Source organism: Nitrospinaceae bacterium, from assembly GCA_018669005.1.
Classification (GTDB): Bacteria; UBA8248; UBA8248; order UBA8248; family UBA8248; genus UBA8248.
On record JABJAL010000067.1, the window covers coordinates 15,798 to 39,810 of the forward strand.

The window sequence follows — 24,013 nt, forward strand, 5'->3', positions numbered from 1 at the left end:
GCCTTCAATAAACTTGGAATCAAAAAAACTTTTCTACCCACCCAAAAGGCACCCGCAACAACCGTCGCCGGGTGCAACAGCAGACCAAATATAACCTAATTGGCAGTTGAACACAGGAACGAGAGATTCGATGGCGGAAAAGAAATATCAAGAAAAGAAAAATTGACGGCGGTCGTCGTCAGTCACCGCTAATCGTTCATCGCCGATATTTTATTGGCCAGAAGTAGAAAATCGAAAACCGGGGCAAAAGCGGGATCGCCTTCGTTGAACTCAACGCCAAAGGAGCCGCCATCCGGAAGCGCCACATCTTTTCGAACGTTGGCCCGCAAATTCTGAACCGTCTTCTCGTTCGGCAACTTGAACGACATGAAAACGGCATCGAAATCATTTCCCTTCAGTTCATCAGGAATTGATACGACACAACCTGTGGAACTCAAGTTATGAATCGAAGCCTTAACACCTTTAGCCGAATCCGGCGGCGTCTCCATGTCCGCAGACGCGAGAATGACTTGCGCGGGAAGATCGAAGCCGAGGCGAAATCCCTTCGAGCCTGAGAGATCTTCCATCTCAGGAGGATAGCTTAGAAACAGATATTCATAAGGCTGGGTCATCTGATGTAGGACACTTGTTTTGAAACCAAACATCCGACCGTCCTGGACACCACGACAAACAACGGCGGCGTCTTTTGGCAAATTGGCCGCCTCGCCGCCAAAGGTTGGAACGGAGATGACCAGATACTCGCCCTCGGCCCAACCCAGGACCTTCGCCGTGAGCTTTCTCTTATCGAGATAACCGATTACCTGAACATTTGAGCCGACAGGAAACAAGCCCATCTCCTTAAAGAATACTTAAAAAAATCCAAACGCAACTCAAGTCTAGAGGCCCTCCCCTCCAAGCAAGAGGCAAATATAACTAATAGAATAACACTAGCAATGGGAAACTTTACCCATGCCGAAGTAATACTAGCTAATTCTTGAGAAATACTCTATGCCCATCCAATAAAATCCGAAAAATTGAAAAATGCGTGCTAAAAAAATTACTCTACGCGGCCTTGCTGAGGCATCGAGCACAACTTGCACATAGAAACCATTGCGATGAGTCCGGATTGGTATGAATACTCATACCTTTCGAGAAGCTCGACTACGGCTTCTCGAAAACACCATTTTTGAATGCCGGAAAAATTCAACATCGCCCACATTCCCCATAATTGTTTAAAAAAAATCGAGTCCCAGGGACTTTCTATCCATGTTCCATTGTTAATCATAGAAAGGATTGGTGCGCTTTGCCTTAAAATGACACAAAATCAAATGGTTACGAGACTCCGAGAGGGTTTTCGGAGAATATATTCTCTTGACATACAAATATGCCATCTATAGTATCTATCGGACCATATCGGAAATTTCTAGAGCCATTTCGAGGCGCGTAGTGCGCTTGGGTGGCGTTATCTTCTTTTCAGCCTGGAGAGGGATGTTCATTTTTTTAAGCGTCCCCATCCTTGATGAATTGAAGGTCCATACTCAGTGCAGCAGGAAGATAGGAGACCCAAAATGAGCCGTTTAAACAGAAGGTCATTCCTGAAAGGTGCAGGTCTTATCGGCGGCGTCATCGCCTCGCAGACTGCAACGCCATTCCTAAAAGAAGGCCTCGGCGCCAGACCCATCAAGTGGGGCTCGATCCATCCCACCACCGGCCCCTACGCCACAGAGGCGTTCGACCAGCTTGAAGGCGTGCGCATCGCCATCGAAGATGTCAACGCCGCTGGCGGCATCGATGGTCGCGAGGTCAAACTTCTCTTCCGGGACGATCAGTTCAAATGGGACCAGGTGACAACCCACGCCCTCGATCTTCTCGACAACCACCGCGTAGACTTTCTCGCCGGCTCGATGGTCGGCCCCGAGGAGATGCGGCTCAACGGTTTTTCGAAAAAGCGCAAGATTATTTACGCAAACTACCCGCAGCACATCATCTCGACGCCCCAGAGCTGGCAGAAGATGTCGCCCCTGTTCTTCACGGCGAACACCTCGCCCTATCAGCTCGCCGCAAGCGCTGCGACCTACATTAACGACAACAAGCTGGGCAAGAAATGGTACTTCCTGGGAGACGACTACATCTGGCCCAAGATGTTTATCCCTGCGTTGACCGATCTCTCGAAAAAATACGGTGCCACGTTCGACCCCAAAAAACATGCCTCGTGGGTGCCCTTCCCAACGGCGATGGATTACTCGGCGAACTTCCCGAAAATCCTCAAGTCGAACCCCGATGTTCTATATGTACTCAACTGGGGTAAACGCCAGGTTGCCTTCGTGAAGCAAGCCATCGAAGCTGGCCTCCACAAAAAGGTTCAGATCATCATCGGTAACACCGAGGTGACGATCCCCGAGGCCGCCGGCCCCGGCTCCTACGAGGGCATCCTCGCCGGCGCAATGTGGCATTGGAGCCTTAAAGACAAGTATCCGGGCGCCAAGTCGCTCTACAACAAGTTCCTCAAGCGCAGAAAACGCGTACCCTCGGGATACGGTGCCCTTGCGCACGACCTCACCCGCGTCATTCTCGACACGGCCAAGGAGACGAAGCTCTACAAACCCAAGGATCACTTCAAGCTGGCCAAGGCCCTTGAGGGCAGAACCTTCGCCTACAGCAAGGGCAACAACACGATTCGGCCCTGCGACCACATTTGTGTCCAGCAGGTATTCTTCCTCAAAGGTCAGTCGAAAGCCGAGATGAAGGGCCCCTTCGACCACCTGAAGATCGTCGCCGAATCCTCGGGCGAGCAGAACACGCTCTCCTGCGAGGCCAAGGGCATCAAAAGTGCCGCGAGCACACGCAGCTAGGTAAAGTGGCACTTACAAGCTAAGCAGATATCGGACCAGGGCGGCAGCCGGTCGCCCTGGTCCTTTCTGTATATTTTCATCCAAGAAGTGTGGAAGCATGAAGGAGCAATAAAGTGGAGGCCGCCAGCGGCGTTGAACTCGCCGAATTCTTGCAGCACTTGTTTCTCGGATTGGTCCAGGGAAGTTTTTACGTACTGCTCGCCCTGGGCCTTTCCATTATTTTTGGCCTCATGGGAATCATCAATTTCGGCCACGGCGTCTTCTATATGCTCGGCTCCTATGTCGGCTACACCATCATCTCGCTCGTTGTCGCTCCGATCCTGGGCGAAAACGTCGCCTTCATTTTCGCGCTCGCGGCAGTTCCAGCGATCATGTTCGGCATCGGCATGTTTTTCGAGAAGATCATTATCAGCCAAATTTACAATACCGAGAACGAGCGCTTTCGCGGGGTTCTCATCACCTTTGGCCTCTCTATCTTCCTGCCTGATTTTGTCCGCATAATTTGGGGCCGTCCCGGCAAATCGTTCAACATCCCGCCCATGTTCCAGTGGTCCATATTAGAAATCGGGTCGCTCAACGTATCGGCCTACAGAACGTTCGTCGTCTTCGTCGCAGCTATTCTCGTCGCCATGATCTGGTTCCTTCTCTTCAGGACGAACCTCGGCATGGTGATCCGGGCTGGCACGAGCAACAACATCATGGTCCAGGTGTTGGGCATCAACGTCTCAAAAGTTTGGCGCCAGACCTTCGGGCTCGGAATTGCGTTGGCAGGATTCGCTGGCGTTATGATTTCACCGCTCTTCGCCGTTGATCCGACGATGGGCGACGACATTTTAATTCAGACCTTCATCGTGGTCGTGGTCGGGGGCATGGGCAGCTTCATCGGCCCTGTCATAGGCGGGCTTATCATCGGCCAGCTCTGGGCGCTCACCCCGCTCATCGGCAGAACCACGTTCGTCATCAACAATCTCTCGGGCACCATGATCGGGCCCGAATTTTGGGAAAAGGCCTCCGACATTCTCTTTTTCGTCTTGATGTCGGTCATATTGATACTTCGCCCCAGGGGCCTGTTCGGACAAGAAGGCGCATTCGACTAGAACCCAAGAAAGGTTTTACAGCGTGGCAACCGACCAAAGCGCTTCAAAATTCAAGTCCAGCGATTTTTGTGCGCGGATATTAGAGATACTCGACAACTACGGAATCCTCATACTCGGCGCGTTTTTAGCGGTCTACCCCTTCATGTTTCAGGGGCTCAACGACCTTATTTATTGGTCCGAGGATTTTGCGGAATGGCTCACCCCTACGCTCTCGTTCATCCGCGGCTTCGTGCCCAGCACCCCGCTGATGATTCAGATCCTCATCTATTCGCTCTTCGGAATGGCGTTCAACATTTTGCTCGGAAACACCGGCATGCTTTCCCTCGGCCACAGCGCCTACTTCGGCATCGGAGGCTATACGCTGGGCCTGATGCACGCCTGGTTTAAAAAAGGCACCCCCCCTCCCTCGTGGATTTCTGAGACTTTCGCCATCGCGCCCCTTGAGATTTCCATCATCTCGGCCGTTTTGGTGTCCGCCCTTTTCGCCTACCTGATCGGGTTGGTGGCCAGCTCCAAGCGAGGCGTCTATTTTGCCATGGTCACTCTCGCGTTGAGCATGGTCTTTTACTATGCGGCCCAGACGTTCGACGACATCACCGGAGGAACAGACGGCCTGGGCGGACTAGAGAACATGCGTCTTGGCACCCTGAATCTTCGCGTGGGCATCATGAATGCCAATGTGACTTACTACTTTATTTTCATCATGACGGCGCTGACTATCGCGATCGTCTGGCAGATTCTGCGATCACCCTTTGGCCAGGTACTCCGCGCCGTTCGCGAGAACGAGAATCGCGCCCGAAACTGCGGCTACAACACGGCAAAAGTGCGGCTCATGGCCTTCACGTTGAGCGGCTCGCTGGCGGGCCTTGCTGGCGCGCTGGCAGTTATTTACGGCGAGACCGTGCCCATCGAAAACATTCACTTCCAGACCTCGGGCCAGATCGTCATCATCACCCTGTTCGGAGGGGCTGGCGTATTTCTCGGCCCGGTGGTGGGATCGTTCATTTACTGGTATCTACGCCAGCTCATGAGCACGGAGTTCGTCAAATACCTGGATATCTTCCAGTACTGGGAAGCCTGGGTTGGCGGAATATTTATCTTAATCGTTCTATTCCTCCCAAACGGCATTCTTGGCACGCTCCGAAACTGGTCGGTCGAATATCGGGCCAAGCACTACATGAACAAACTAGAGGAAGCGAAAGCCGCCAAGGCGGCCGAATCGCAGGAATCATAAAATGCCTATTCTTGAAACGCGAAACCTCAGCAAACATTTTGGTGGTCTCATCGCCGTCAACCAGGTGAGCTATACGGTCGAGGCAGGCGAGCTGCGCTCTATCATCGGGCCAAACGGCGCAGGAAAAACCACTTTCTTCAACATGATTGCCGGCGACCTTGATGCCACCGAGGGAAATGTCTTTTTTAAAGGTGAGGATGTAACCGCCTTGTCCACCTTCGAGCGCTCCCACAAGGGCATCGGGCGCACCTACCAGATCACCAATATCTTCCCGAAGCTCTCGGTGCTCGAAAATGTGCGCATCGCCGCGCAATCGCGGAAAACAACTTTCAACCTCTGGTCGGGGGTAAACGACCACAAAGAGCTTATCGAAAAAGCCGACCACATCATCGAGCGGGTCAACCTCGCCGACAAGCGACAGGATTTGGGCGGCACCCTGGCCCACGGCGAGCAGCGCTACCTTGAGATCGGCATCGCATTGGCAACAGACCCCGACATGCTCCTCCTCGATGAACCGACCGCCGGGATGAGCCCCGAGGAATCGCAGCAAACGGCCCAGTTCATCCAAAGCCTCGCCAATCCGTTGACCATAATCCTTGTCGAGCACGACATGGAGATCGTCATGGGAATCTCCGACAAAATCACGGTTCTTCACAACGGCGAGTTACTGGCCGAGGGAACCGTCGATGAAGTTCGCGCGAATGAAAATGTCCAGCGCGTATATCTGAGGGACTAATGCTACAGGTCGAGAATATCAATACGTATTACGATTTAAGCCATATCCTCCACGATGTCTCAATCAACATTGGAGAGGGCGAGGCGGTGGCCTTCCTTGGCCGAAACGGCGCCGGGAAGACAACGACGCTCAAAACGGTCATGGGGCTCCTGACGCCCCAGAGGGGGAAAATCACCATGAATGGTGAGGACCTCACTCAAGCGCAGGCCCACACGGTCTCCCTGAACGGGATCACCCTTGTCCCCGAAGACCGCCAAGTGTTCCCGAACCTCACGGTGTTCGAGAATCTCAAAATCAGCCGCCTGCCCGTTGACGGCGCAAAACACCTCGACACCCACCTCGACTGGATATTCAGCCTCTTTCCCCGGCTTAAAGAGCGCATCAACAACAAGGGAAACCAACTGAGCGGCGGCGAGCAACAGATGCTCACCATGGCGCGCGGGCTGGGAACCGAGCCCAAGCTCATGCTCGTGGATGAGCCGACTGAAGGGCTCATGCCCGCCTACGTCGAGACGATTCATAGCGTTTTGGCGGAAATTCAAAAAAAGGGAATCGCCATCCTGCTCGTCGAGCAGAACTTTCGCATGGCGCTCACCATCACCAGCCGCGCCTATCTCATTGAAAAGGGCGTCATCCGCTGGGAGGGGAAAAGCAGCGATCTCTTGGAAGACAAGGAAACACGGATGAAGTATCTGGGGGTGTAATTCTCAGGCAGCATTTATCGAACAATCGATATTTTACGAAAGCAAAACATGAAGCGCCCCGGCAGACCAACCGGGGTGTTTTTATTTTTTCCTAAGATCCACCAGCCGCCGCGCCTTGACGCTCTTCATCGGATCGTGAATCTCGCCATAGGCGGCGAATTCGACCTCAGGGGTGACCATCACCGCCTTACTGATGAGGGCGGGCACTTCTCGGGCAAGCCGCTCGTGCTCAGTAGCATCGGCCTCGAGGCGCACGATGAGCTCGTCCATCGAATCGGGGTCCCCCGCCTCGCGCTTTTGGATAACCAGTTGATACTCCCTGACCCCCCGATCGGCCGAGAGCAAATCGAATATGATGTCCGGGTTCACCAGCATTCCCTTAACCTTCACCAGATCGCCCGTGCGCCGCGGCGCGCTCACAATGCGTTCGCCGAGGCGGCCACACAACGGGCACGCCTCGAGTTTAAGGCCGATGAGATCACCAATCAGATAGCGCAGGAAAACCGTTCCCCGGCGGTGTAGATGCGTGAGCGCGACAGCCCCTTCTTCTCCCTCGGGGAGGCGTCGCCCGGTGCCCGGGTCCACGACTTCGAGATAATACAGATCGGGCGCCAGATTCTGCGGCACGGCGCCGTGTGCGCACTGAACGAGCCCGCCCTGCATCTCGGTGGCGGCATAACGGGTGCGCACCTGGGGGTCCTCGGCCCCGAAGTGGCGAAGGTGATCAAGATATTCCTCAACCAGCGCCTCGCTCACGGCCTCCCCCGTCGTAAGTACCATTCGCGCCTTGTCCAGCTGCGCGCCACGCTCCCTGGCATGGCGAAGAAAGCGCCTCACGAAACTTGGCACCCCCCAAATCACCGTCGCGCCAGCCTCGGCCACGACATCGACGGCCTCATCGAGATTCCGGCGCACCGGATAGTCCGCGTGCGGGCTCCCCGTCAGGGCGCTCACAATGGGCAAGCCCAGAATTTCGGCAGAGCGCACCGTGCACAAAAATGCCCCGGTAGGCATCGGCGAGAGCGGATAAAGGTTGGCGATCATATCGCCTCGCCCTATTCCCTCGGCCTCGTTGCAGACGCGCGCCTGCATCATGATGTGGTACTGATCGTGCGTGGTGTTGAAAAACGGCGAGGGCCGACCGCTCGTGGTGCCTGTCGTGTAGGCGATGTTCCAGAGAGTACGCTCCTCGAAGGAGAGTTCCTCGGCCAATGCCGAATCGAGTGAGAAGGCGGACGGATCGGCCATAAAATCGCTTTTATGCGTTAGCGGAATCTTTTCGAGATCATCGAGGCTCTTGATGTCCGATGCAGCTATGCCAATATCCTTGAAGCGTTTTTTGTAAAACGGGTGCGCCTTGGCGCAAAGTGCCACTGTTCGGGCAAGACGCCCCTCCCTCAGCTCTCGAAGCTCATCGAGGGAGCCCAATCCTTGCGCACTGGGATTCACGCTAAAAAATCCCCGCTTTTTTTTGGAGACTCCGGACATATACGACAATAAAGGACATATCCTTGCGCGTTATAAACTGCATGGGTTTCATGTCCCCGAATTTCCAGTGATGCTGGCGAACCCCTCGCTCAACAGCGAGATAAAAGGCGGCGTCGGCGTGGTGATTGGGCTCATAGATGCGGTGCACCAGAGGCGGGCCCTTGACCGCCCCATTGGCATCCTTGCCATGGCACACCATACAGTTTTGAAGAAATAGGGTCTCTCCCTTTGCCAGCGAAAACTCTGACTCTGAGAGCGTCGATACTTCTCTTGGCAGCCTTGAGGGCCTTGGCGCAAAAAATAACACCACCGCAGTGGCGGCAACCACCACTGCGACGAAAATAATCTTCCGGTTCATGTGAATCGTCCCCTGAAAGCGAATACGAAAAAAGGCGCAAGCGGCATCCCGCCCGCGCAGGTGTAAAACACCGCCAGCCTGTTATCGAAGCGTATCAGCTTTTTTGGGACGTTTGCACCGCAAACGAGGTGATAAGCCGCTCAAGCTTAATCGATCCGCACTTCGGGCATTTGGGTTTTTTCTTCTCGTAATCCGCCAGAGAAAGGATCAAAGTCACCGTATCGCCGCACCTATGACACTCGAACTCGTATACCGGCATCGTATAATCCTCCTAGATAAAGGAAACAAATTCCGCTGGAGGGAAGATCCTCATCCATACCCTTAAATCTAGGAACCAGAGCAAGCCCCGTCAATCAAAATCGCATTGAACATGGGGCCCTTCTCGGTTATCTTGAATTATCTTTAATGCCTATAGCGTTACGCACCCTGGAGGAGCCAGCATGCCTCATCCCGATTTTGAACGCGCCGAGCGCCACATCTACGAAGACCCCCTTCGCCGAACCCTAATGGAGATGGTGGACATCGCCAGCCCCACGGGCGGCGAAAAAGACATGGCTGACTATCTTGAGCGGCGAATGAGCCGCGCAGGCCTCCAGACAGCCCTCCAGGAGGTCAGCGCCGGGCGGCCCAATGTCGTGGGCACTCTTTCCGGCTCGGGCAAGGGCCGCAACCTGCTCTTCACCGGCCACATGGACACCTCCTACGATGGCGATGAGGATTTTCTCACCGGAGAGGGCTTCAAGGCCAAGGCGGTCTACCGCGACGGCTGGATATGGGGACTTGGCGCCAACAACATGAAAAGCGGCCTCGCCTGTGCCCTCGTGGCGCTTGAGGCAATCGCCGAGGAAGGCATCTCCCTGCCGGGGGACATTACCCTTGCAGGCGTGGTTGGGGAGATCGAAAAAGCCCCCATCGAGGAATTCCAGGGCGAATACTTCGCTGGCTACGGCACCGGCTCGCGCTACCTCATCACCCACGGAATAACCGCTGACTATGCCATTTTGGCCGAGCCCACCTCGCTCCAGGTTTCGAACGCCAACATGGGCTGCATCTGGGCGCGAATCACCGCTGGCGGCACGATGGCCCACAGCGCCTACGGAAAAAAACCGGGCCACGTCAACGCCATCGAGGAAATTCACCACATCCAGTCTGCCCTCCTCGACTGGGCACCCGGCTACAGCGAGCGCCACGAGTTCATGGGCGAGCGCCCCTCGGTCACCATCGCCGCCGTGCGGGGCGGGCTGCGCTGGCGTCTTTCGCGCAACCCTTTCGAGGCAAGCCTCTATGTGGACGTGAGAACCGTACCGGGGTTAAAGGCCGATGACGTGAAGAGGGAGCTGCGCGCCGTGCTCCAGCAAGTTGCCGGAGAGCGGAACATGCCCGAGGCTGAGCTTATTTTTTACGTGAACGATCCGGCCACGCTGATAGACGCGGAAATTCCTATCATCAAATCAATGCGCACCGCCCACGAGGAAGTCACCGGCGCCTCGGCCGCGCCCGTCATCCGCCTTCCCGCCGCCGACTCGACCCACTTCAACCGCTACGACATCCCCTGCGCTGTCTATGGGCCCGGAGGCTTCACCCATCCCGATGCAGGCACCTGGATGCACGCCGCAGGCGAGCACGTATCGGTGGAGAACATGCTCACCGCCGCCCGGGTCTATCTGGCCGCCGCCCTCGACATTTGCAGCCAGCAAACGGCCTAAGAAAAGGAGCCCCCCGATGTCTCCCGATCCGATAACACTTGCCCATGAGGACGGGCGGGGCCGCGTGTTCTACGCCGACTCGATGACTTATTTCGACGATCGGATAACGGGGCGCGACGTGATCATGTCGGGCTCCTACGCCGCTGGCGCCACCCTGGGCTGGGCGCTCAAGGTGGGCGCGCGCGCAGGCATCAGCCACGCGGCGGGCGTTGGCAAGGAGGAGGCCGGAATTAGCGGTCTCGCTCTTGCGGACAAATTCGGCATGCCAGCCGCCGCCTGCGAAACCATGTCCGCCCGCCTGGCGGATGGCGAGTCCGTCTATACCGGAAAAATTGGACACCTCAACGAGGCCGCGAGAGTTCTCGGAGTCGAAGTGGGCCAGAGCATCGCCGAGGCCGCCCGCCTCATGCTCGATGGCCCGGTGCGCGAGAGCACCGATCCGGGAGATGATTCGGTTGCGGATGAAATTTATACGATGGAAGAAACCGAGAATGGAACCGTGTACGCCTCATGGGGCATCCCGGTTCTGCGCTCGATCAAAGAGCCCAGGCCGCGCGATGTTTTCGTTCAGGCGTCCCACTGCGGCGCGACACTCGCCAAATTCGTCACCCCGCTGGAGCTACAAGGCGTGATCGCCAACGATGCGGGGCGCGGGATGGACGATTCGGGAATCTCCTCGTTTGCCCCGCTCGCCGAGGCGGGGATCGCCGCCGCCGCCGTCGGCACGATGAGCGCGCGCATCGGCGATGTGATGAGCACCTGGGAGGACGGCATTATTTCCGTGATGAACTCTGAGGCTGAGGCGCGCGGGGTGCGCACGGGCATGACTACCCCTCAGGCCGCCCGCAAGATGCTTGGGCTGTAGAAATTACGGTGAGGCTAGAGAAAAAATATTATTCGGGTTTAACTGCCCGGATGATAGCGCTCTTTAGCCCCTCGACAAGATAAGGCCGCCGGCCCAAGATTTCAGCACCCTCAAAACCCGCCGCGCGAAGACCGCCAAGATAATCGTCCTCGCTAATCGCCCCGGCGATGCATTCGCACCACTCATCGGTGGTGCCCTCGGGGTTGAACCCTTCTCCAATGACGACATCCGAGACGACAAACCGCCCGCCTGGCCGCAAGACCCGGAACGATTCGCTGAACACTGCACCCTTGTCGGGCGATAGGTTGATGACACAGTTCGAAATAATGGCGTCTACCTCGCCGTCCTCGACGGGCATCGCCTCCATCTCGCCTTTTCTGAACTCGACGTTCTTTAATCCCATTTTCTCGCGATTTCTCTCGGCCTTGGCAAGCATGGCGTCGGTCATATCGATGCCGATGCTCCGGCCGGATTCTCCAACCTCGCCAGCGGCGAGAAAACAATCGAGCCCCGCGCCCGAACCCAGGTCGAGTACCCGCTCGCCCGCCTTCAAAGCCACCATTTCGATGGGATTGCCGCAGGCGGCGTTCGAGGACACAACATCATCGGGAAGATCCGCCACACGCTCGGCACTGTAGCCGCTCTCTTTTAGGCTATCGATTCCCATCAACATATCGCCGCCGCCGCAACAACTCGCCTCGCCCTCGGCCACTTTCGAGTAAAGCTCCCGAACGGCAGCCTTCACATCCCCGCCATCACCACAGCAATCAGAAGCGCCACTATCCTGCTCGCCTCCGCAACAAGCATCCGCCATTTCGATTTACTCCCTTAAATAAAGACCGGCTCCTAAAATCCTGAAAACCGGCGTGTAGTCGGTTAGTAGTTGTAACGCCTCGCTATCCTCGCGTATTCCCTCGAAAGTTGGCAAGACAAAAAACACTAGCTTGCCTCTTAATTTTATCCGCACACATAAAAACAGCGCGGAAGGCGTATACTGCGCCGCACACAATTTTCTCTAGCGGGAGACGGCCATGCTCGAAATCAGGGGGCTCGCCCCCTTGGGCCTAAAACCTTTTAACTTTCAACTAAATAGCGGCCATTGCGCAGCCATCTTAGGTCCCTCTGGCGCAGGGAAATCGCTCTTGTTGCGCGCGGTGGCCGATCTCGATCCCAACGAGGGTGAAATCTCGCTGGGCGGAACGCTACGCTCCTCGCTCCCGGCCCCCGAATGGCGCAGGCAGGTCGTCTATCTTCCCGCCGACGCGGGGTGGTGGGCCGAGCGTGTGGGAGAGCATTTCCCCGATCATGACTCTGCCGCTGCCGTTATCGCCCGGCTCGGGCTGCCCGAGGAAAGCCTCGGCTGGGAGATTGGCCGCCTCTCGACCGGCGAGCGCCAGCGACTTGCCCTGGCGCGGGCGCTGCTCCTCTCCCCGAAAGCGCTGCTTCTTGATGAGCCCACCTCGGGCCTCGATGAAGATTCGACCCGCGCCACCGAGGAAGAGTTAAAAAGCCGTCTCGGGAAAGGGTGCGCCATCTTGATGGTCACCCACAGCCGCGAGCAGGCGCGGCGCATGGCGTCGAGCCTACTCATCGTCGAGGGCGGCGCGGTGCGCGAGGAGGCGCCATGAGCTATATCCGCCTCGATAGCTGGGACCTCTCCTTGGCCGCGATTTTGATCTGCATCAACGCGGGGATTTCCATCTGGCTCCGGCTGGCGTTGGAGCGCCAGCTGCTCATCGCCGCCATCCGCATGATTGTCCAACTCACGCTGATGGGATTTATTCTCAAAACATTATTCACAATCGCATCGCCCGCCTTCACGCTGGGCGCGATGATGGTCATGGTTCTTTTCGCGGGACGCGAGGTGCGCGCCAGGCAAGAGCGCCGTTTCGCGGGCAACTGGGGCTACGCCATTGGCGGGGTTAGCATGTTTTTGGCGGTCGCCATCGTGACGGCCTATGCGCTCTCCACCCAGCTTCAGGCCGACCCCTGGTACGACCCGCGCTACTCGATTCCCCTGTTCGGGATGATTTTAGGCAACACCATGACCGGCGTGAGCCTGGGGCTGAACACGCTTTCCTCTCAAGTTTCGCGCGAGCGCTCATCGATTGAGGCGCAGCTCGCACTGGGCGAGCCGTTTGGCCGGGCCATCCGGCCACTTTTGCGGCGCGCCGCGCGGAGCGGACTCATCCCCACCGTGAACGCCATGGCGGCGGTTGGCCTCGTGATGTTGCCGGGAATGATGACGGGTCAGATTTTATCGGGTGTCGATCCGGTGGAGGCGATTAAATATCAGATGCTTGTCATGTTTCTGATTGGCGGGGGAACCGGGCTGGGCGTCATCGCCGCAATTCAACTGGGCGCCTACCGGCTCACCGACGAGCGGCACAGACTGCGCCTTGATCGCCTTGCTCCGGCGAAGGAGTAGCCGGGATCAAAAGGTCTAACCGCTCATCGCGACAAACAGATGTCGCCGCGCTACTCGCCGTGACCAGAGCTTGCGGCTCATCGCGACAAACGGAGTCCATCGTTCTTCACGAACAGAAGTCGCGGGTCCTCACTGTGACACAGAGCTAATCGCTCCTCGCGATTAGCTCTACCAAAGAGACTTTAACCTGCCGCCATCGAGGTTGAGCGAGACACCGGTGATGTAGCTGGCGCGCTCTGAGCACAGAAACGCGATGGCATCGGCGAGCTCCTCTGGCTTGCCGAAGCGATTGAGCGCGTTTCGCCGCTGAGCGCGGCGGCGGGCCTCTTCTTCTGATTCGGCCTTGAACTCTTCCTGAAGGCCCTGGGCGTTGCGCTGCCAAAGGTTGGTGTCCACCCAGCCGGGGCAGACGGCGTTGACGTGAATGCCCGCCTCGCCCAACTCTTCTGAAAGCGATTTCGTGAGGTTGAGCAGCGCCGAATTCGTCATGCCGCTCACAAACATATAGGGGTCGGGCTCTTTGCCAGCGCCGCCAATCATGTTGATGATGCGGCCCCAGCCGCCTTTTTTCATGTGGGGCACGGCGGCGCGAATCATCCGCACGAAGCCAAAGAGCTTGGTGTCGAGCTGGGTCTGGAGACCCTCATCGGTGAGCACGTCAAAGCGGCCCGAGCTCATCTCGCCTGCGTTGTTCACCAAAATATCCACCCCGCCGAAGGCCGCCACCGCCGCATCGACGATTTTCTGTGCGCTACCTTCCTGAGAGGTGTCCGCCTGAAGCGCCACGACCTCGCCGCCTGTTTCCTTGGCGAGCGATTCCCTCGTTTCCTCAAGCGCTTCCGCCCCCCGGGCGCAGATGAAAACCCGCGCGCCTTCTTCTAAAAATCTTTTTGCCGCCTCGTATCCAATGCCCCGGCTACCGCCCGTGACAATCGCTCTTCTGCCCTTTATTCCCAGATCCATATTCGCCTCAGTTAATTGAAAAAATTCGTTAATTGGATGGGGGGATGATAGCACGGTATGCGCCGATATGCCCCGGCTGCCGGGAGGATTCGCCGCTGTCCGCCCCGGCGTGCATCCATCCACCAAATAAGGCAAGCGCCGCCTTTATCAAACCTTTATATTTTCATGGTATGCCTATGGGGTGAGTGGCTACTATGTGCTTGGGCACGATTGTGGCGGCCACACGTCTTGAAGACCTCTGGAGATTTTAAACATGGCCGAGCGGGCGCTGGCGCCGGTGCTGATTATCGAGGACGAGCGGAACATTGCCGCGCTGGTGGCAAAGTATCTCGACAAGGCGGGCTTTGACGCCATCGTCGCGCACGATGGCGAGGTGGGCCTGGAGTACGTCAAAACCAGAAAGCCTGGCTTTGTGATCTTAGACCTCATGCTCCCCCGGATGGACGGCTGGGACGTGTGCCGCGAAATTCGCAAGACATCAGACGTGCCCATTCTCATGCTCACCGCGAGAGAGGAGGAGATGGACCGCGTACTCGGCTTCTCGCTCGGTGCGGATGACTATGTGGTCAAACCCTTCAGCCCGAGAGAACTCGTTGAGCGCGTCAAAGCAATTTTGCGGCGCGTGCGGCCAGGCCCCTCGCCAGCGACGAGCCCGCTTCGGGCCGGGGCGCTTGTCCTCGACCCCGGCAAGCACAAGGCCACCCTCGACGGCCAGACGGTCCCGCTCACCCCGTCGGAGTTCAAGTTGCTCGACAAGCTGATGAGCTCGCCGGGCCGCGTTTTCTCGCGCGACGACCTCATCGCGCATCTCTACATGCATGATGAAAGCGTTGTGGACCGGGTCATCGACGTGCACATCGGCAACCTGCGCCAGAAGATCGAGAAAAATCCTTCGCGGCCAAGCTATGTCTTGACGGTGCGCGGGGTGGGCTACAGCTTCACCGAGACCGACCCGGCCGAGACCAAGCCGGTCGAGACCGAGCCGGGAGGAGCGGGCGATGCGCAATAGCCTTTTGTGGAAATTGCTGGCGATTAACCTGCCCGTCATCGGGACGGTCATCCTCGTCGTCTGGCTGGCCATCGATTTTCTTGCCGCCGATTATTTTTCGGTGTTGATGGAGAAATATCATATCTCGCCAACGAGCTCGCACCAGATGTTCGTCGAGGCGATTAGAAGCTACCTCATTTGGGCGAGCCTGATTGCGCTGAGTCTCGCCGCCCTGCTCAGCTTCTACCTCACGCGGGCCGTGCTCAGGCCCCTCGGTCGCATCGGCGATGCGGCAGGCCGGGTGGCCGCTGGCGATTATTCGGCGAGAACCGAAATTGCCTCTGGCGATGAAGTGGGCCAACTCGGTCGCGCCTTTGACCAGATGGCCGACAGCCTTGAGAAGATCGAGCAGCTTAGAAAAGCCATGATCGTCGATATCGCCCACGAGTTGCGCACCCCGCTCACCAACGTGCGCGGCTACTTAGAGGGCATGGCCGATGGCGTGGTGCCTCCCTCGAAAGAAACCTTCGCGCTCTTAGAGGGTGAAATCCTCCGCCTTGTACGCCTGATCGGAGACCTCAATCAGCTCACCCGAGCCGAGGCGGCGGGCGCCTTCCTGCGCCGCGAGGAGGTGGATTTGGGTGAGATTATCGGTCAGGTCATGGCCCTCTACCGGCGCGACTTCGAGGGACGGGGCATCGACACCAACACCCGCATCGATGAGGGCGCCACACGCGTCATGGCCGACCGCGACAAGCTCATGCAGGCGCTCCGGAACCTCGTCCAGAACGCCTGGCAATACACCGCCCCGGGCGGCTCGGTCGAAATATCGGCAACACCTGCCGAGGGCGGCATCATGCTCGCCGTCGCCAACACCGGGGCCCAGATTGAACAGGGCGATCTACCACTCATCTTTGAGCGCTTCTACCGGGCCGACAAATCCCGCTCGCGGGAAAGCGGGGGCGCGGGCATTGGCCTCGCCATCGTCAAGAGCCTCATCGAGGCCCACGGCGGGCATGTCGGTGCGAGCTCCGAGGCTGGTCAGACCCGCATATGGATAACGCTTCCGGCCTGAGCCGCACATCATATTGAGCGGGCCACGTCATCTTTACCAAATCTTTAAAATTCCTTTATTTTCCCTTTAAAGTAGCCAGCTAACCTGCCTCTACAAGAAATTAAACCGGCCCGAGGGGCCACCTCAGAAATTGCTTTCGCAAAGGAGAATCAAGATGAAAAAGCTACTCTTCGCAGCCCTGCTCGCCTTCGCCTTCGCCCTGCCCGGCACCGCCACCCAAGCCGACGCCATGAAGCACAACCCGTGCGCCGCGAAAAACCCATGCGCCGCGAAAAATCCGTGTGCCGCCAACCCTTGTGCGGCGAAGAACCCTTGCGCCGCCAAGAACCCATGCGCCGCCAAGAATCCTTGTGCCGCCAAGAACCCGTGCGCCGCGAAAAACCCTTGCGCCGCCAAGAACCCGTGCAATCCTTGCGCTAAAAAGTAATTTGAGCGAACGATCTCGGGCGAGGAGGAGAGATGAAAATGGATTCCCACCGAAAATTCATTACCCGGGGCCTTGCGGCCCTCGCAGGGCTCGCAGCCCTCATCATTGCCCTCCTCGCCCCAGCTTCGGGCCACGCGGCAGAACCGGGCCTCCCGGCGGCATCGGGCCTCCCGACGGCGAAAATCATCACCCTCACCCAAACGGGCTGCCAATTCATCGAGCCCGAGGCGGGCGATAAAAAGTTCAAAACAAAATCGGGCGCCGACTGCAAAGCCATCAACGCAAAAAGCGGCGAGAATCGACTCGCCGCCTCAAAACCCATCACCCTCAAACCCGGCAAATACATCTTTCGGGTCACGAATAAAAATGTTCCCTATGAGCTGGGCTTCTACCTCCGGGGAAGCGGCCTGGGCCGCATCCTTCTCCCCAAGGTCTCAGGGGGCGGCCTCATCCGCGGCAAAACACAGGACTACGCCATCACATTAAAAGAGGGCAGCTACGTTTATTCCTGCCCCCTCAACCCGACACCAGACTACCCCCTCATTGTAAAAAAATAGCCTTCGGGCAATACGCGCGCCCACGCCCGGCCCCTACCGGGGTAGAGCCAAACGTATGAGTTGGTGCCAGTGAGGGAGAGCCCGAGCCAAGGGTCAAACCACATCAAATTTTCGCTACCGGAAAGATAAGCAAACGAATTTATTCCTTTATGAATAACTTCACGCTTGAAATATTCACCTGCAGCACACCCCTCAGCATAAAAAACGCTAATAAATTACGGGCAGATTTATGAGTTACAGGCGGTGGTGGTCAGGATTCACCGCCCTGGTCGCCAATGAGGATTTTCTCGCCCTCGGCCATGTGTTGAAGTGTCTCGCAGGTTTTTTCAAAATCCTCCCGCAAGCGGGTAAGGAGTTGCAGCACCTGGTTGGGGGTGAGGATTTCGGCCAGCTCGCCGAATACGATTTCCCAGCCCTTGGCGCTTCGCTCGCCGCGGGTAAATTCTTCACCCTGTTTGGAGAGTTCCTGGTAGACGTATCTTTCATGGTCGAGTAAATCGCGGAGTACCGGCTCGAAATTGGGATCGTGGCTGTGAAGGTAGCGCATGATGTAGGGTTTGAATTTTCTGAATTCTTGTTTTTTGGCCATCGTTTGGCCCTCCTTGTTATAGCCCGGGCTAGGGCTTCCAGATTCGTTCCTGGTGGATTTCCTCCGAAGAGATGCTTCGTTCAATTTTCATTCCCGTCCTGTCTCCAGGACGGGGGCTATCCCGCCCTTCAGGACTGGGGTGGGTATACCGATTGTTCAAATGCTGCCTGGTAATCTTCAATTAACGAGTGGTGCTGTTCCTTGAGACTCGAATAGAGGCGCGCGTGCTCAAATGCGAGCGAGCCCAGATCGGCCAGCGTGCGCACAAATTCGATGTCCTCAACGGTGAATTCACGCGACTCGGCCAGGTAGAGCCGGAGCACGCCAATAACGTTGTTCATCATCATCATGGGCACCGAGAGAATCGATACGATGCCTTCGTCCTGGGCGTGGAGCGGATACTGAATTCTGGGATCGTTTCGAACATCGGGAATATGGACGACCTCGCCCTGCATACACGCGGCAATGCTGCTCTCGGCAACAAGGGGGCCCTTTGAGAGATAGGCATGTGAAAGGCCCCAGGAGGCCGAAAGGCGGTATTCGCTGGTTTCGTCCTTGAGAAGGCGAACGGCACCACCCTTGACCGCCATGGCTTCTGCCACGAGGCGGATGATGAGGCGCAGAACCTCGTCCACATCGAGGGTGGAGGTGAGCTCTCCCGTGACGTCTCGTATGATTTCGAGGCGGGAGGTGGGTCGTTCGTTAGTCTCTGGCATCGCATCTCCTTTCTATCAAGCGGGATTTTATAAAAAAATCCACTGTGACCCCTGGGCGGTGCGCCCCACGGGCGGCGCGCCCCGCGGGCGGCGGATTAGTTAGCGACGGCCTCCTCAAACTTCTGGGGGGCGAGTATTTTTTCGGCGACCTTGGCCCGAATGGCGAGCACCGGGCAGGGCGCGCGGCGAATGACTTCCTCGGTGACGCTGCCAAGGAAAAAGCGGCTGAGCATTCGGCGGCCTTCGGTGGCCATGACGATGAGGTCGTGGCCGCCGTGTTCGGCGACAGAGAGAATGTCGCGCACGGGGCTGCCCCAGATGAGGATTTCCTCAACGCATGCGCCCTGCGCAGCCTTATTGACGAGGGCCTTGAGCCGAGATTCGAGTAAATGCCATGCGTCGTCACGAAGCTTGCTCGATGAGATATTGGAGGCGTGGAATTCGCCGCCGTAGTGGGCGAGGTAGTCGGATTCTCTTGCGACATGGAGAACGGTGACGGTGGCGCCGCGGTCGCGGGCGATGTCCACTCCGGCCTCGATGACACCCTCGCTGTACTCGGAGAAATCAATGGGTACGAGAATTTTCCTGGGATCGTAGATCTTCATAGCTCTCCCTCCTCCCCGGCCGTTGACTGGCGCCGGAATCATTGGGCTGCCATTTCATGATCAATGTTTCTTTTGTTCGAGTCGTAAGGAGCGGGCATGGCCCCGCTCCCGAGTGGTGTCCGGTCTGGATGCCCCCTGCATCCAGGCGACCGGGGGCGGGTTTGCACCCGGCTCTATCCGCGCCAGCTTTTTTGTCATCGCCCCCCGCGAGGCCAGCGCTTATTGCTCGGGAGAGCTTGTGGCTATCATCGGCATCCCTCTTGCGGAAATTGGTTCCACCAGAAATGGTTCCGCCGGAAATGGTTCCGCCGGAAATGGTTCCGCCGGAAAAAATCCGGTGGCGATGGCCCGTATTTCCCTGCCCAGGCGACGATTCGTTATACGAGCAGCACCGTTATCTATTGAACACTCGATGCCCTAAGACCCGGCCCTGGTTGTCATTATCCAATATAGCGGCATTTTTACTATCCGACACAAGACATGGATAAGACTGTATAAATATACCCTCTTGAGGCGTCCATGACAAAGGGAAAATAGGGATGGAATAGATACAAACGATGTATTTATTTGAATTTATTTGCGTTACAGAAATACAAATTAATGAGCGGCATGTGGCTGTGAGGACCCAGCCTGGCCGCCAGGTGAGGTGATCGAGATATCCGCCTTGGGAAGAGCCTCCCTACCCTAGCCGAACCTGAGCAGTGTCCTCATCCGTCACAATAGCCTTGACGCCTATCAAAGCCCGGGCACGCCTGGTGTCGATATTTTTGATAAGAGCATGGGGATGAGGACTCAAAAGCATTCTACCAGAAAGCATTCTAGGCATACCTACATCAGCCCCAAAGCCGGCATCTCCCGCCACCTTTTGTGCCCCGTCAATTCTTGGAATTCGCTCACCAAGCGGAGCAGAAACACTACCCGCAAAAATTCGCTCCATCCGATTATGCAATGCCATTCTATGCCTCCTGAAAAGGCAGACAAACTTAACCACTTCAAAATGGTTAACAAAAACCACAAGGGGAAAACATCTTCACATTATCGACTGCAGCAAAGTAAGATTTTATTAGGTATACTTCTGACCCGTTTCGAACCATTCGTCACTAGGTTGTTCGGGAGGGTCTTCGTAGCGCTTAATTTCAATCTCAATATGGTCGGGATCATAGAAATAACTAGCATAACCGACTCCAAAAGCCCCAAGATTTCTCTCTGGGCCACGGTGGACTTTGTATCCATTTTCTCCAACACGCCGGATGACAGCATCATATTCATCCTCATCGAACGAGAAGGCGACATGATCCATCCCACCAGTCCACTTCTGGACCGCATTTTTCTGTAAATTTTCAGATACAACATGATGCTCCTCTCTACCCGCATCAATGTTTCCTTGGTGACTATAAAAAAGAACAAGGACATCTTCGCCAACTCGGAAGACCACCTGTTCAATCGCTCCATCTCCTATCATGCGACGACTTACAGGCTTAAAACCCATAACTTTTCGATAGAATTCAATAGAACGATCCAAATCCGTAACTCGTAGGGCGACATGCTCTATCATGGTTTTCATCAGTTCCATCCTTCATTCAAGCTATTCTGGCATCCTGCAATGCTCTTAGTCTTCATAGTTTTTAATAATTTCGACTCCGGATAAAACACGGGGCTCAGTTCGCCCTTCGGCAACTGAGCTAATAGCATCTACTATTTTCTGATAGCCCGTACATCTACATAGATTTCCCGTCAACCAGTGCTTAATTTCACTCACCGTAGGATTAGGGTTTTCTTTGAGAAGCGAAAAAGCCGAGACAATCATCCCCGGTGTGCAGTAACCACACTGGGTAGCACCATGCCTGGCAAAACTCTCCTGAAGCGAATGAAGCCCTTCTTCGAGGCTACCCAAACCTTCGATAGTAATAATTGCTGCGCCATCGGCACGAACAGCCAACGTCAAACATGAACTTACTAATTTGCCGTTCATTATGATGCTGCATGTGCCACACACGCCCTGGTCACAGGCACGCTTGGTGCCCATCATCGAAAGGTCATCTCGAAGGACATCCACAAGATATCTTGTCACGGGAACGACAACATCGACCAAATCCCCATTCAAGGTAAACGAAATATTTTTCTTTTCCGCTTGCGCCATGAGTACCTTCCAAGAACTCATTAACATTTCAAAAATATCTTTTTCATGAGGATACGTCATGCTACCATGGAGTTCGTAGCCACGCATCCGCCTACACTCTCTTCATAAATTACAGTACTATAATTTTCTAAGTTCAGGCAAAAGTTCACGTGAGATCATCTACGTACTGTGAAGCGCAGACGCCAGCGGCATCCCCTCCCAATGGGTACTAATGACAAGGCGATTCACCCCCACTTCCTGCCAGCATGAACTCAATTGCCCGAAACATTCCTCTGGCGATCCCAAGACAAAACTGTCATTCAAAAGCTCAGCAAAAAAAGACCTAAATTTCCCCTCGCAATAATATCTTGTGGCCAAGAACTCCATAACATGGACAGAATTGTGAAGATTGGATAAGAAAAACATCTAAACTGAGAACAAAATCATCCACCTCGGTTGCTATTCTATAGAGAGGAGGAACAACCTGGAGTTGTTTGTTGTTGCCTTCGTTCAATTATTGCGACCCATAGAACAATGGTTCCCATCCACAATCCCGACCACAACGAACCATGACATATTGTTATTAAAGTGCCCACCAAATCGCGCCACTAGGACAACGAAAAAAATCAATGAATAAAATTATTAACAGCGAGAGAAAACTGATTAGTTTCCGCTTAAATTTCTAATTTTCTCCTCAAGCGCCTTAGGTAATTTTTGCTTAGAACTTTCCTTTTTTTTCTTTTTCAAATTCCCCGTATCTTCTTTAAACTTTTCAACTAACTCCAAGAGTTCAGCATTACGCTTTTGAAGAGCTTCCACTTGAGCTTGTTTTTCTGCCAACTCAGCAGCACTGCCAGCTCTCAAAAGCACCAATTGCTCTACATTTTTCTTCTTCTCCACCAACAAAATGCTCATTCTTTTTTTGGCGGCACCAATTTCTCGATTTTGATTCAATATCGTTTTTTCCTTGACTCCAATGTCTTTTTTCACCTCATCGAGCTCTCCACTTACAAACATCAAGTTAGTCATAAGCTCATCAATTTCCTTTTTATTAGAGCGAAGCTTAAGACGTGCTGAGATGGAACTGCCCATAACGCTCCCAAAATCAGTTCGGGCAGGCACATTGGATTTTCGTTGAACTTCTGCATTGAGCAGACGAATAGTCCTCTCTCTAGACTGGAGCTTTCCGTAAAGCACATATATTTGTGTCGAAACTGCAATTCCGAATACAACGATAAGGATACTGGCCATCCAAATTAATCGGGTGAATTTCATTGCACCCTCATCATGAAGACAAAACAAACCAAATCTTATCGGATAAAAACGAGAACCAATTGGGCAGAAGACAAGACGAAAAACAACTACTCTTTATATAAAGGGTACGATAAGAATTAGCTAGAGGAAAATATTTGAGAGTAAATTCCCGACTATGGTAGGCTACTTTAATATCCATTTCACCTCTCTACTGCCAGGAGGTTCATGTGTATAAAAACACCGAGGAAGTACTGACATCTCTCGCCGACCAGGACTATATCGCGTCCGCCGAAATATGTACTGCTCTTTATCTCGCCGAAGGGCTTAAAAAACCTATTCTGGTTGAAGGCCCCGCCGGTGTGGGAAAAACCGAACTAGGTAAAGTGTGGGCAGCCTCGACGGGGCGTGAATTAATCCGTCTCCAGTGCTACGAAGGGCTGGATGAGTCCAAAGCTCTCTATGAATGGGAATATTCGAAACAGATGCTCTACACTCAGATTCTTAGGGATAAAGTCCAGCATATGCTAACTGATGCATCTACCCTGGCCGAAGCTGCCGACAGAATTGCAAGTGAAGAAAACGCCTTTTTCTCTGAGCGATTCTTACTGGCCAGACCAATCCTCCAGGCCATTCGCAACACCAAACCCTCCCTGTTACTCATTGACGAAATAGATCGTTCTGACACCGAATTCGAGGCTTTTCTGCTTGAGGTGCTGAGTGATTTTCAAGTATCAATCCCTGAAGTGGGGACTATCCGTGCCACATCCCCTCCAGCAGTTCTACTGACCTCAAACAACACCCGCGAACTTTCTGAAGCCCTGAAGCGCCGATGCCTTTATATCTTTGTTGATTATCCCTCTGCCGAGGCAGAACTAGAAGTTGTCCGTATCAAGGTTCCCGGCCTGGGTGACACACTTGCCCAGGAAGCCGTGGATTTTGTACAGGAACTGCGAAAAATGGGCCTCAAGAAAAGTCCAAGTGTGAGCGAAACAATCGACTGGGCCAAAGCACTGCTCATGCTGAACGCCGAGAAACTCGATGAAGAAACTACAAAATCAACACTGACCGTCCTATTGAAGAACGAACAGGACATCCTCCGCTCACGGCGAAACATGAAGCTTCAGCAACAACAAGGACATGGCGAGCGCAGTACGGAGGAATCCATGTTCGATGAACTTGAAGCCGATCTCAGGCGGCGCTCTCGTCGCCGGCGCCGTGGCCGAGGAGATTCAGACGACCCCTTCTCGGGTTACGAACAATTGGAGAATTAGGC

27 protein-coding genes and 1 pseudogene are annotated in these 24,013 nt (G+C 55.2%); 15 read left to right on the forward strand and 13 right to left on the reverse strand.

What is annotated here, in order from left to right:
- Window positions 1-188 precede the first annotated feature (188 nt).
- On the reverse strand, window positions 189-827 hold the full coding sequence (locus tag HOJ95_09030) for a flagellar brake protein (GenBank protein ID MBT6394836.1): 639 nt from the start codon (window positions 825-827) through the stop codon (window positions 189-191).
- Between the two features lie 720 nt (window positions 828-1,547).
- Here HOJ95_09030 and HOJ95_09035 point away from each other — a divergent pair.
- From HOJ95_09035 to HOJ95_09055, 5 genes are all read left to right on the forward strand, one after another.
- Window positions 1,548-2,831 (forward strand): ABC transporter substrate-binding protein, encoded by a 1,284-nt coding sequence (locus HOJ95_09035; protein MBT6394837.1) that lies wholly within the window; start codon window positions 1,548-1,550, stop codon window positions 2,829-2,831.
- Window positions 2,832-2,944: 113 nt separating this feature from the next.
- On the forward strand, window positions 2,945-3,928 hold the full coding sequence (locus tag HOJ95_09040; GenBank protein MBT6394838.1) for a branched-chain amino acid ABC transporter permease: 984 nt from the start codon (window positions 2,945-2,947) through the stop codon (window positions 3,926-3,928).
- A 22-nt stretch (window positions 3,929-3,950) separates the two neighbouring features.
- Window positions 3,951-5,162: a branched-chain amino acid ABC transporter permease gene (locus tag HOJ95_09045; protein ID MBT6394839.1), complete on the forward strand. Its 1,212-nt coding sequence runs from the start codon at window positions 3,951-3,953 to the stop codon at window positions 5,160-5,162.
- Between the two features lies 1 nt (window position 5,163).
- Window positions 5,164-5,898, forward strand: coding sequence for an ABC transporter ATP-binding protein (locus tag HOJ95_09050; GenBank protein ID MBT6394840.1), 735 nt, complete (start codon window positions 5,164-5,166; stop codon window positions 5,896-5,898).
- The gene (locus HOJ95_09055; GenBank protein MBT6394841.1) at window positions 5,898-6,602 is read left to right on the forward strand and encodes an ABC transporter ATP-binding protein; all 705 of its coding nucleotides are present in this window, start codon (window positions 5,898-5,900) and stop codon (window positions 6,600-6,602) included. The genes HOJ95_09050 and HOJ95_09055 overlap by 1 nt, the downstream gene beginning before the upstream one ends.
- A gap of 81 nt (window positions 6,603-6,683) precedes the next feature.
- On the opposite strand, the gene HOJ95_09060 is transcribed toward HOJ95_09055, so the two are convergent.
- The 3 genes from HOJ95_09060 to HOJ95_09070 form a co-directional block, all read right to left on the reverse strand.
- Entirely contained in the window at window positions 6,684-8,051 is a 1,368-nt protein-coding gene (locus tag HOJ95_09060) for a phenylacetate--CoA ligase family protein (protein MBT6394842.1), read from the reverse strand.
- Between the two features lies 1 nt (window position 8,052).
- Window positions 8,053-8,448, reverse strand: a complete 396-nt coding sequence (locus HOJ95_09065; GenBank protein MBT6394843.1) for a cytochrome c — start codon at window positions 8,446-8,448, stop codon at window positions 8,053-8,055.
- Between the two features lie 94 nt (window positions 8,449-8,542).
- Window positions 8,543-8,707: a zinc ribbon domain-containing protein gene (locus tag HOJ95_09070; GenBank protein MBT6394844.1), complete on the reverse strand. Its 165-nt coding sequence runs from the start codon at window positions 8,705-8,707 to the stop codon at window positions 8,543-8,545.
- Between the two features lie 181 nt (window positions 8,708-8,888).
- Between HOJ95_09070 and HOJ95_09075 the strand changes: the two genes are divergently transcribed.
- On the forward strand, window positions 8,889-10,154 hold the full coding sequence (locus HOJ95_09075; protein ID MBT6394845.1) for a M20/M25/M40 family metallo-hydrolase: 1,266 nt from the start codon (window positions 8,889-8,891) through the stop codon (window positions 10,152-10,154).
- 16 nt (window positions 10,155-10,170) lie between these two features.
- Complete coding sequence (locus HOJ95_09080; GenBank protein ID MBT6394846.1) at window positions 10,171-11,019, forward strand: hypothetical protein; 849 nt, start codon at window positions 10,171-10,173, stop codon at window positions 11,017-11,019.
- Between the two features lie 28 nt (window positions 11,020-11,047).
- Here the strand turns inward: HOJ95_09080 and arsM are convergent, their stop codons facing one another.
- Window positions 11,048-11,833, reverse strand: coding sequence for an arsenite methyltransferase (gene arsM / locus HOJ95_09085; GenBank protein MBT6394847.1), 786 nt, complete (start codon window positions 11,831-11,833; stop codon window positions 11,048-11,050).
- 217 nt (window positions 11,834-12,050) lie between these two features.
- On the opposite strand from arsM, the gene HOJ95_09090 reads away from it, so the two are divergent.
- Together HOJ95_09090 and fetB are read left to right on the forward strand one after the other, a co-directional pair.
- Entirely contained in the window at window positions 12,051-12,647 is a 597-nt protein-coding gene (locus HOJ95_09090; protein MBT6394848.1) for an ATP-binding cassette domain-containing protein, read from the forward strand.
- On the forward strand, window positions 12,644-13,447 hold the full coding sequence (gene fetB, locus HOJ95_09095; GenBank protein MBT6394849.1) for an iron export ABC transporter permease subunit FetB: 804 nt from the start codon (window positions 12,644-12,646) through the stop codon (window positions 13,445-13,447). Before HOJ95_09090 ends, fetB begins: the two co-directional genes overlap by 4 nt.
- Window positions 13,448-13,615: 168 nt before the next feature.
- On the opposite strand, the gene HOJ95_09100 is transcribed toward fetB, so the two are convergent.
- A complete protein-coding gene (locus tag HOJ95_09100; protein ID MBT6394850.1) occupies window positions 13,616-14,410 on the reverse strand; it encodes an SDR family oxidoreductase in 795 nt (264 codons plus the stop codon).
- A gap of 253 nt (window positions 14,411-14,663) precedes the next feature.
- Here HOJ95_09100 and HOJ95_09105 point away from each other — a divergent pair, with 253 nt between their 5' ends.
- From HOJ95_09105 to HOJ95_09120, 4 genes and pseudogenes are all read left to right on the forward strand, one after another.
- On the forward strand, window positions 14,664-15,419 hold the full coding sequence (locus HOJ95_09105; protein MBT6394851.1) for a response regulator transcription factor: 756 nt from the start codon (window positions 14,664-14,666) through the stop codon (window positions 15,417-15,419).
- Window positions 15,409-16,473: a HAMP domain-containing protein gene (locus HOJ95_09110; GenBank protein MBT6394852.1), complete on the forward strand. Its 1,065-nt coding sequence runs from the start codon at window positions 15,409-15,411 to the stop codon at window positions 16,471-16,473. The genes HOJ95_09105 and HOJ95_09110 overlap by 11 nt, the downstream gene beginning before the upstream one ends.
- 238 nt (window positions 16,474-16,711) lie before the next feature.
- Window positions 16,712-16,900, forward strand: a pseudogene (locus tag HOJ95_09115) (hypothetical protein).
- Between the two features lie 104 nt (window positions 16,901-17,004).
- Complete coding sequence (locus HOJ95_09120; GenBank protein MBT6394853.1) at window positions 17,005-17,457, forward strand: hypothetical protein; 453 nt, start codon at window positions 17,005-17,007, stop codon at window positions 17,455-17,457.
- Between the two features lie 250 nt (window positions 17,458-17,707).
- Here HOJ95_09120 and HOJ95_09125 read toward each other — a convergent pair whose 3' ends face one another.
- From HOJ95_09125 to HOJ95_09135, 3 genes are all read right to left on the reverse strand, one after another.
- Window positions 17,708-18,046, reverse strand: a complete 339-nt coding sequence (locus tag HOJ95_09125) for a hypothetical protein (GenBank protein ID MBT6394854.1) — start codon at window positions 18,044-18,046, stop codon at window positions 17,708-17,710.
- A gap of 128 nt (window positions 18,047-18,174) precedes the next feature.
- Complete coding sequence (locus HOJ95_09130) at window positions 18,175-18,762, reverse strand: GAF domain-containing protein (protein ID MBT6394855.1); 588 nt, start codon at window positions 18,760-18,762, stop codon at window positions 18,175-18,177.
- A 95-nt stretch (window positions 18,763-18,857) separates the two neighbouring features.
- On the reverse strand, window positions 18,858-19,367 hold the full coding sequence (locus tag HOJ95_09135; GenBank protein ID MBT6394856.1) for a universal stress protein: 510 nt from the start codon (window positions 19,365-19,367) through the stop codon (window positions 18,858-18,860).
- Between the two features lie 112 nt (window positions 19,368-19,479).
- Here HOJ95_09135 and HOJ95_09140 point away from each other — a divergent pair, with 112 nt between their 5' ends.
- On the forward strand, window positions 19,480-19,788 hold the full coding sequence (locus HOJ95_09140) for a hypothetical protein (GenBank protein MBT6394857.1): 309 nt from the start codon (window positions 19,480-19,482) through the stop codon (window positions 19,786-19,788).
- A 258-nt stretch (window positions 19,789-20,046) separates the two neighbouring features.
- On the opposite strand, the gene HOJ95_09145 is transcribed toward HOJ95_09140, so the two are convergent.
- From HOJ95_09145 to HOJ95_09160, 4 genes are all read right to left on the reverse strand, one after another.
- A complete protein-coding gene (locus HOJ95_09145; GenBank protein ID MBT6394858.1) occupies window positions 20,047-20,304 on the reverse strand; it encodes a hypothetical protein in 258 nt (85 codons plus the stop codon).
- 126 nt (window positions 20,305-20,430) lie between these two features.
- Window positions 20,431-20,931 carry a VOC family protein gene (locus HOJ95_09150; protein ID MBT6394859.1) on the reverse strand — a complete coding sequence of 167 codons (501 nt, stop codon included), beginning with the start codon at window positions 20,929-20,931 and terminating at the stop codon, window positions 20,431-20,433.
- 45 nt (window positions 20,932-20,976) lie between these two features.
- Complete coding sequence (locus tag HOJ95_09155) at window positions 20,977-21,507, reverse strand: (2Fe-2S)-binding protein (protein ID MBT6394860.1); 531 nt, start codon at window positions 21,505-21,507, stop codon at window positions 20,977-20,979.
- 642 nt (window positions 21,508-22,149) lie between these two features.
- On the reverse strand, window positions 22,150-22,761 hold the full coding sequence (locus HOJ95_09160; GenBank protein ID MBT6394861.1) for a hypothetical protein: 612 nt from the start codon (window positions 22,759-22,761) through the stop codon (window positions 22,150-22,152).
- A gap of 206 nt (window positions 22,762-22,967) precedes the next feature.
- On the opposite strand from HOJ95_09160, the gene HOJ95_09165 reads away from it, so the two are divergent.
- Window positions 22,968-24,011, forward strand: coding sequence for a MoxR family ATPase (locus HOJ95_09165; protein ID MBT6394862.1), 1,044 nt, complete (start codon window positions 22,968-22,970; stop codon window positions 24,009-24,011).
- The last annotated feature ends 2 nt before the right edge of the window (window positions 24,012-24,013 follow it).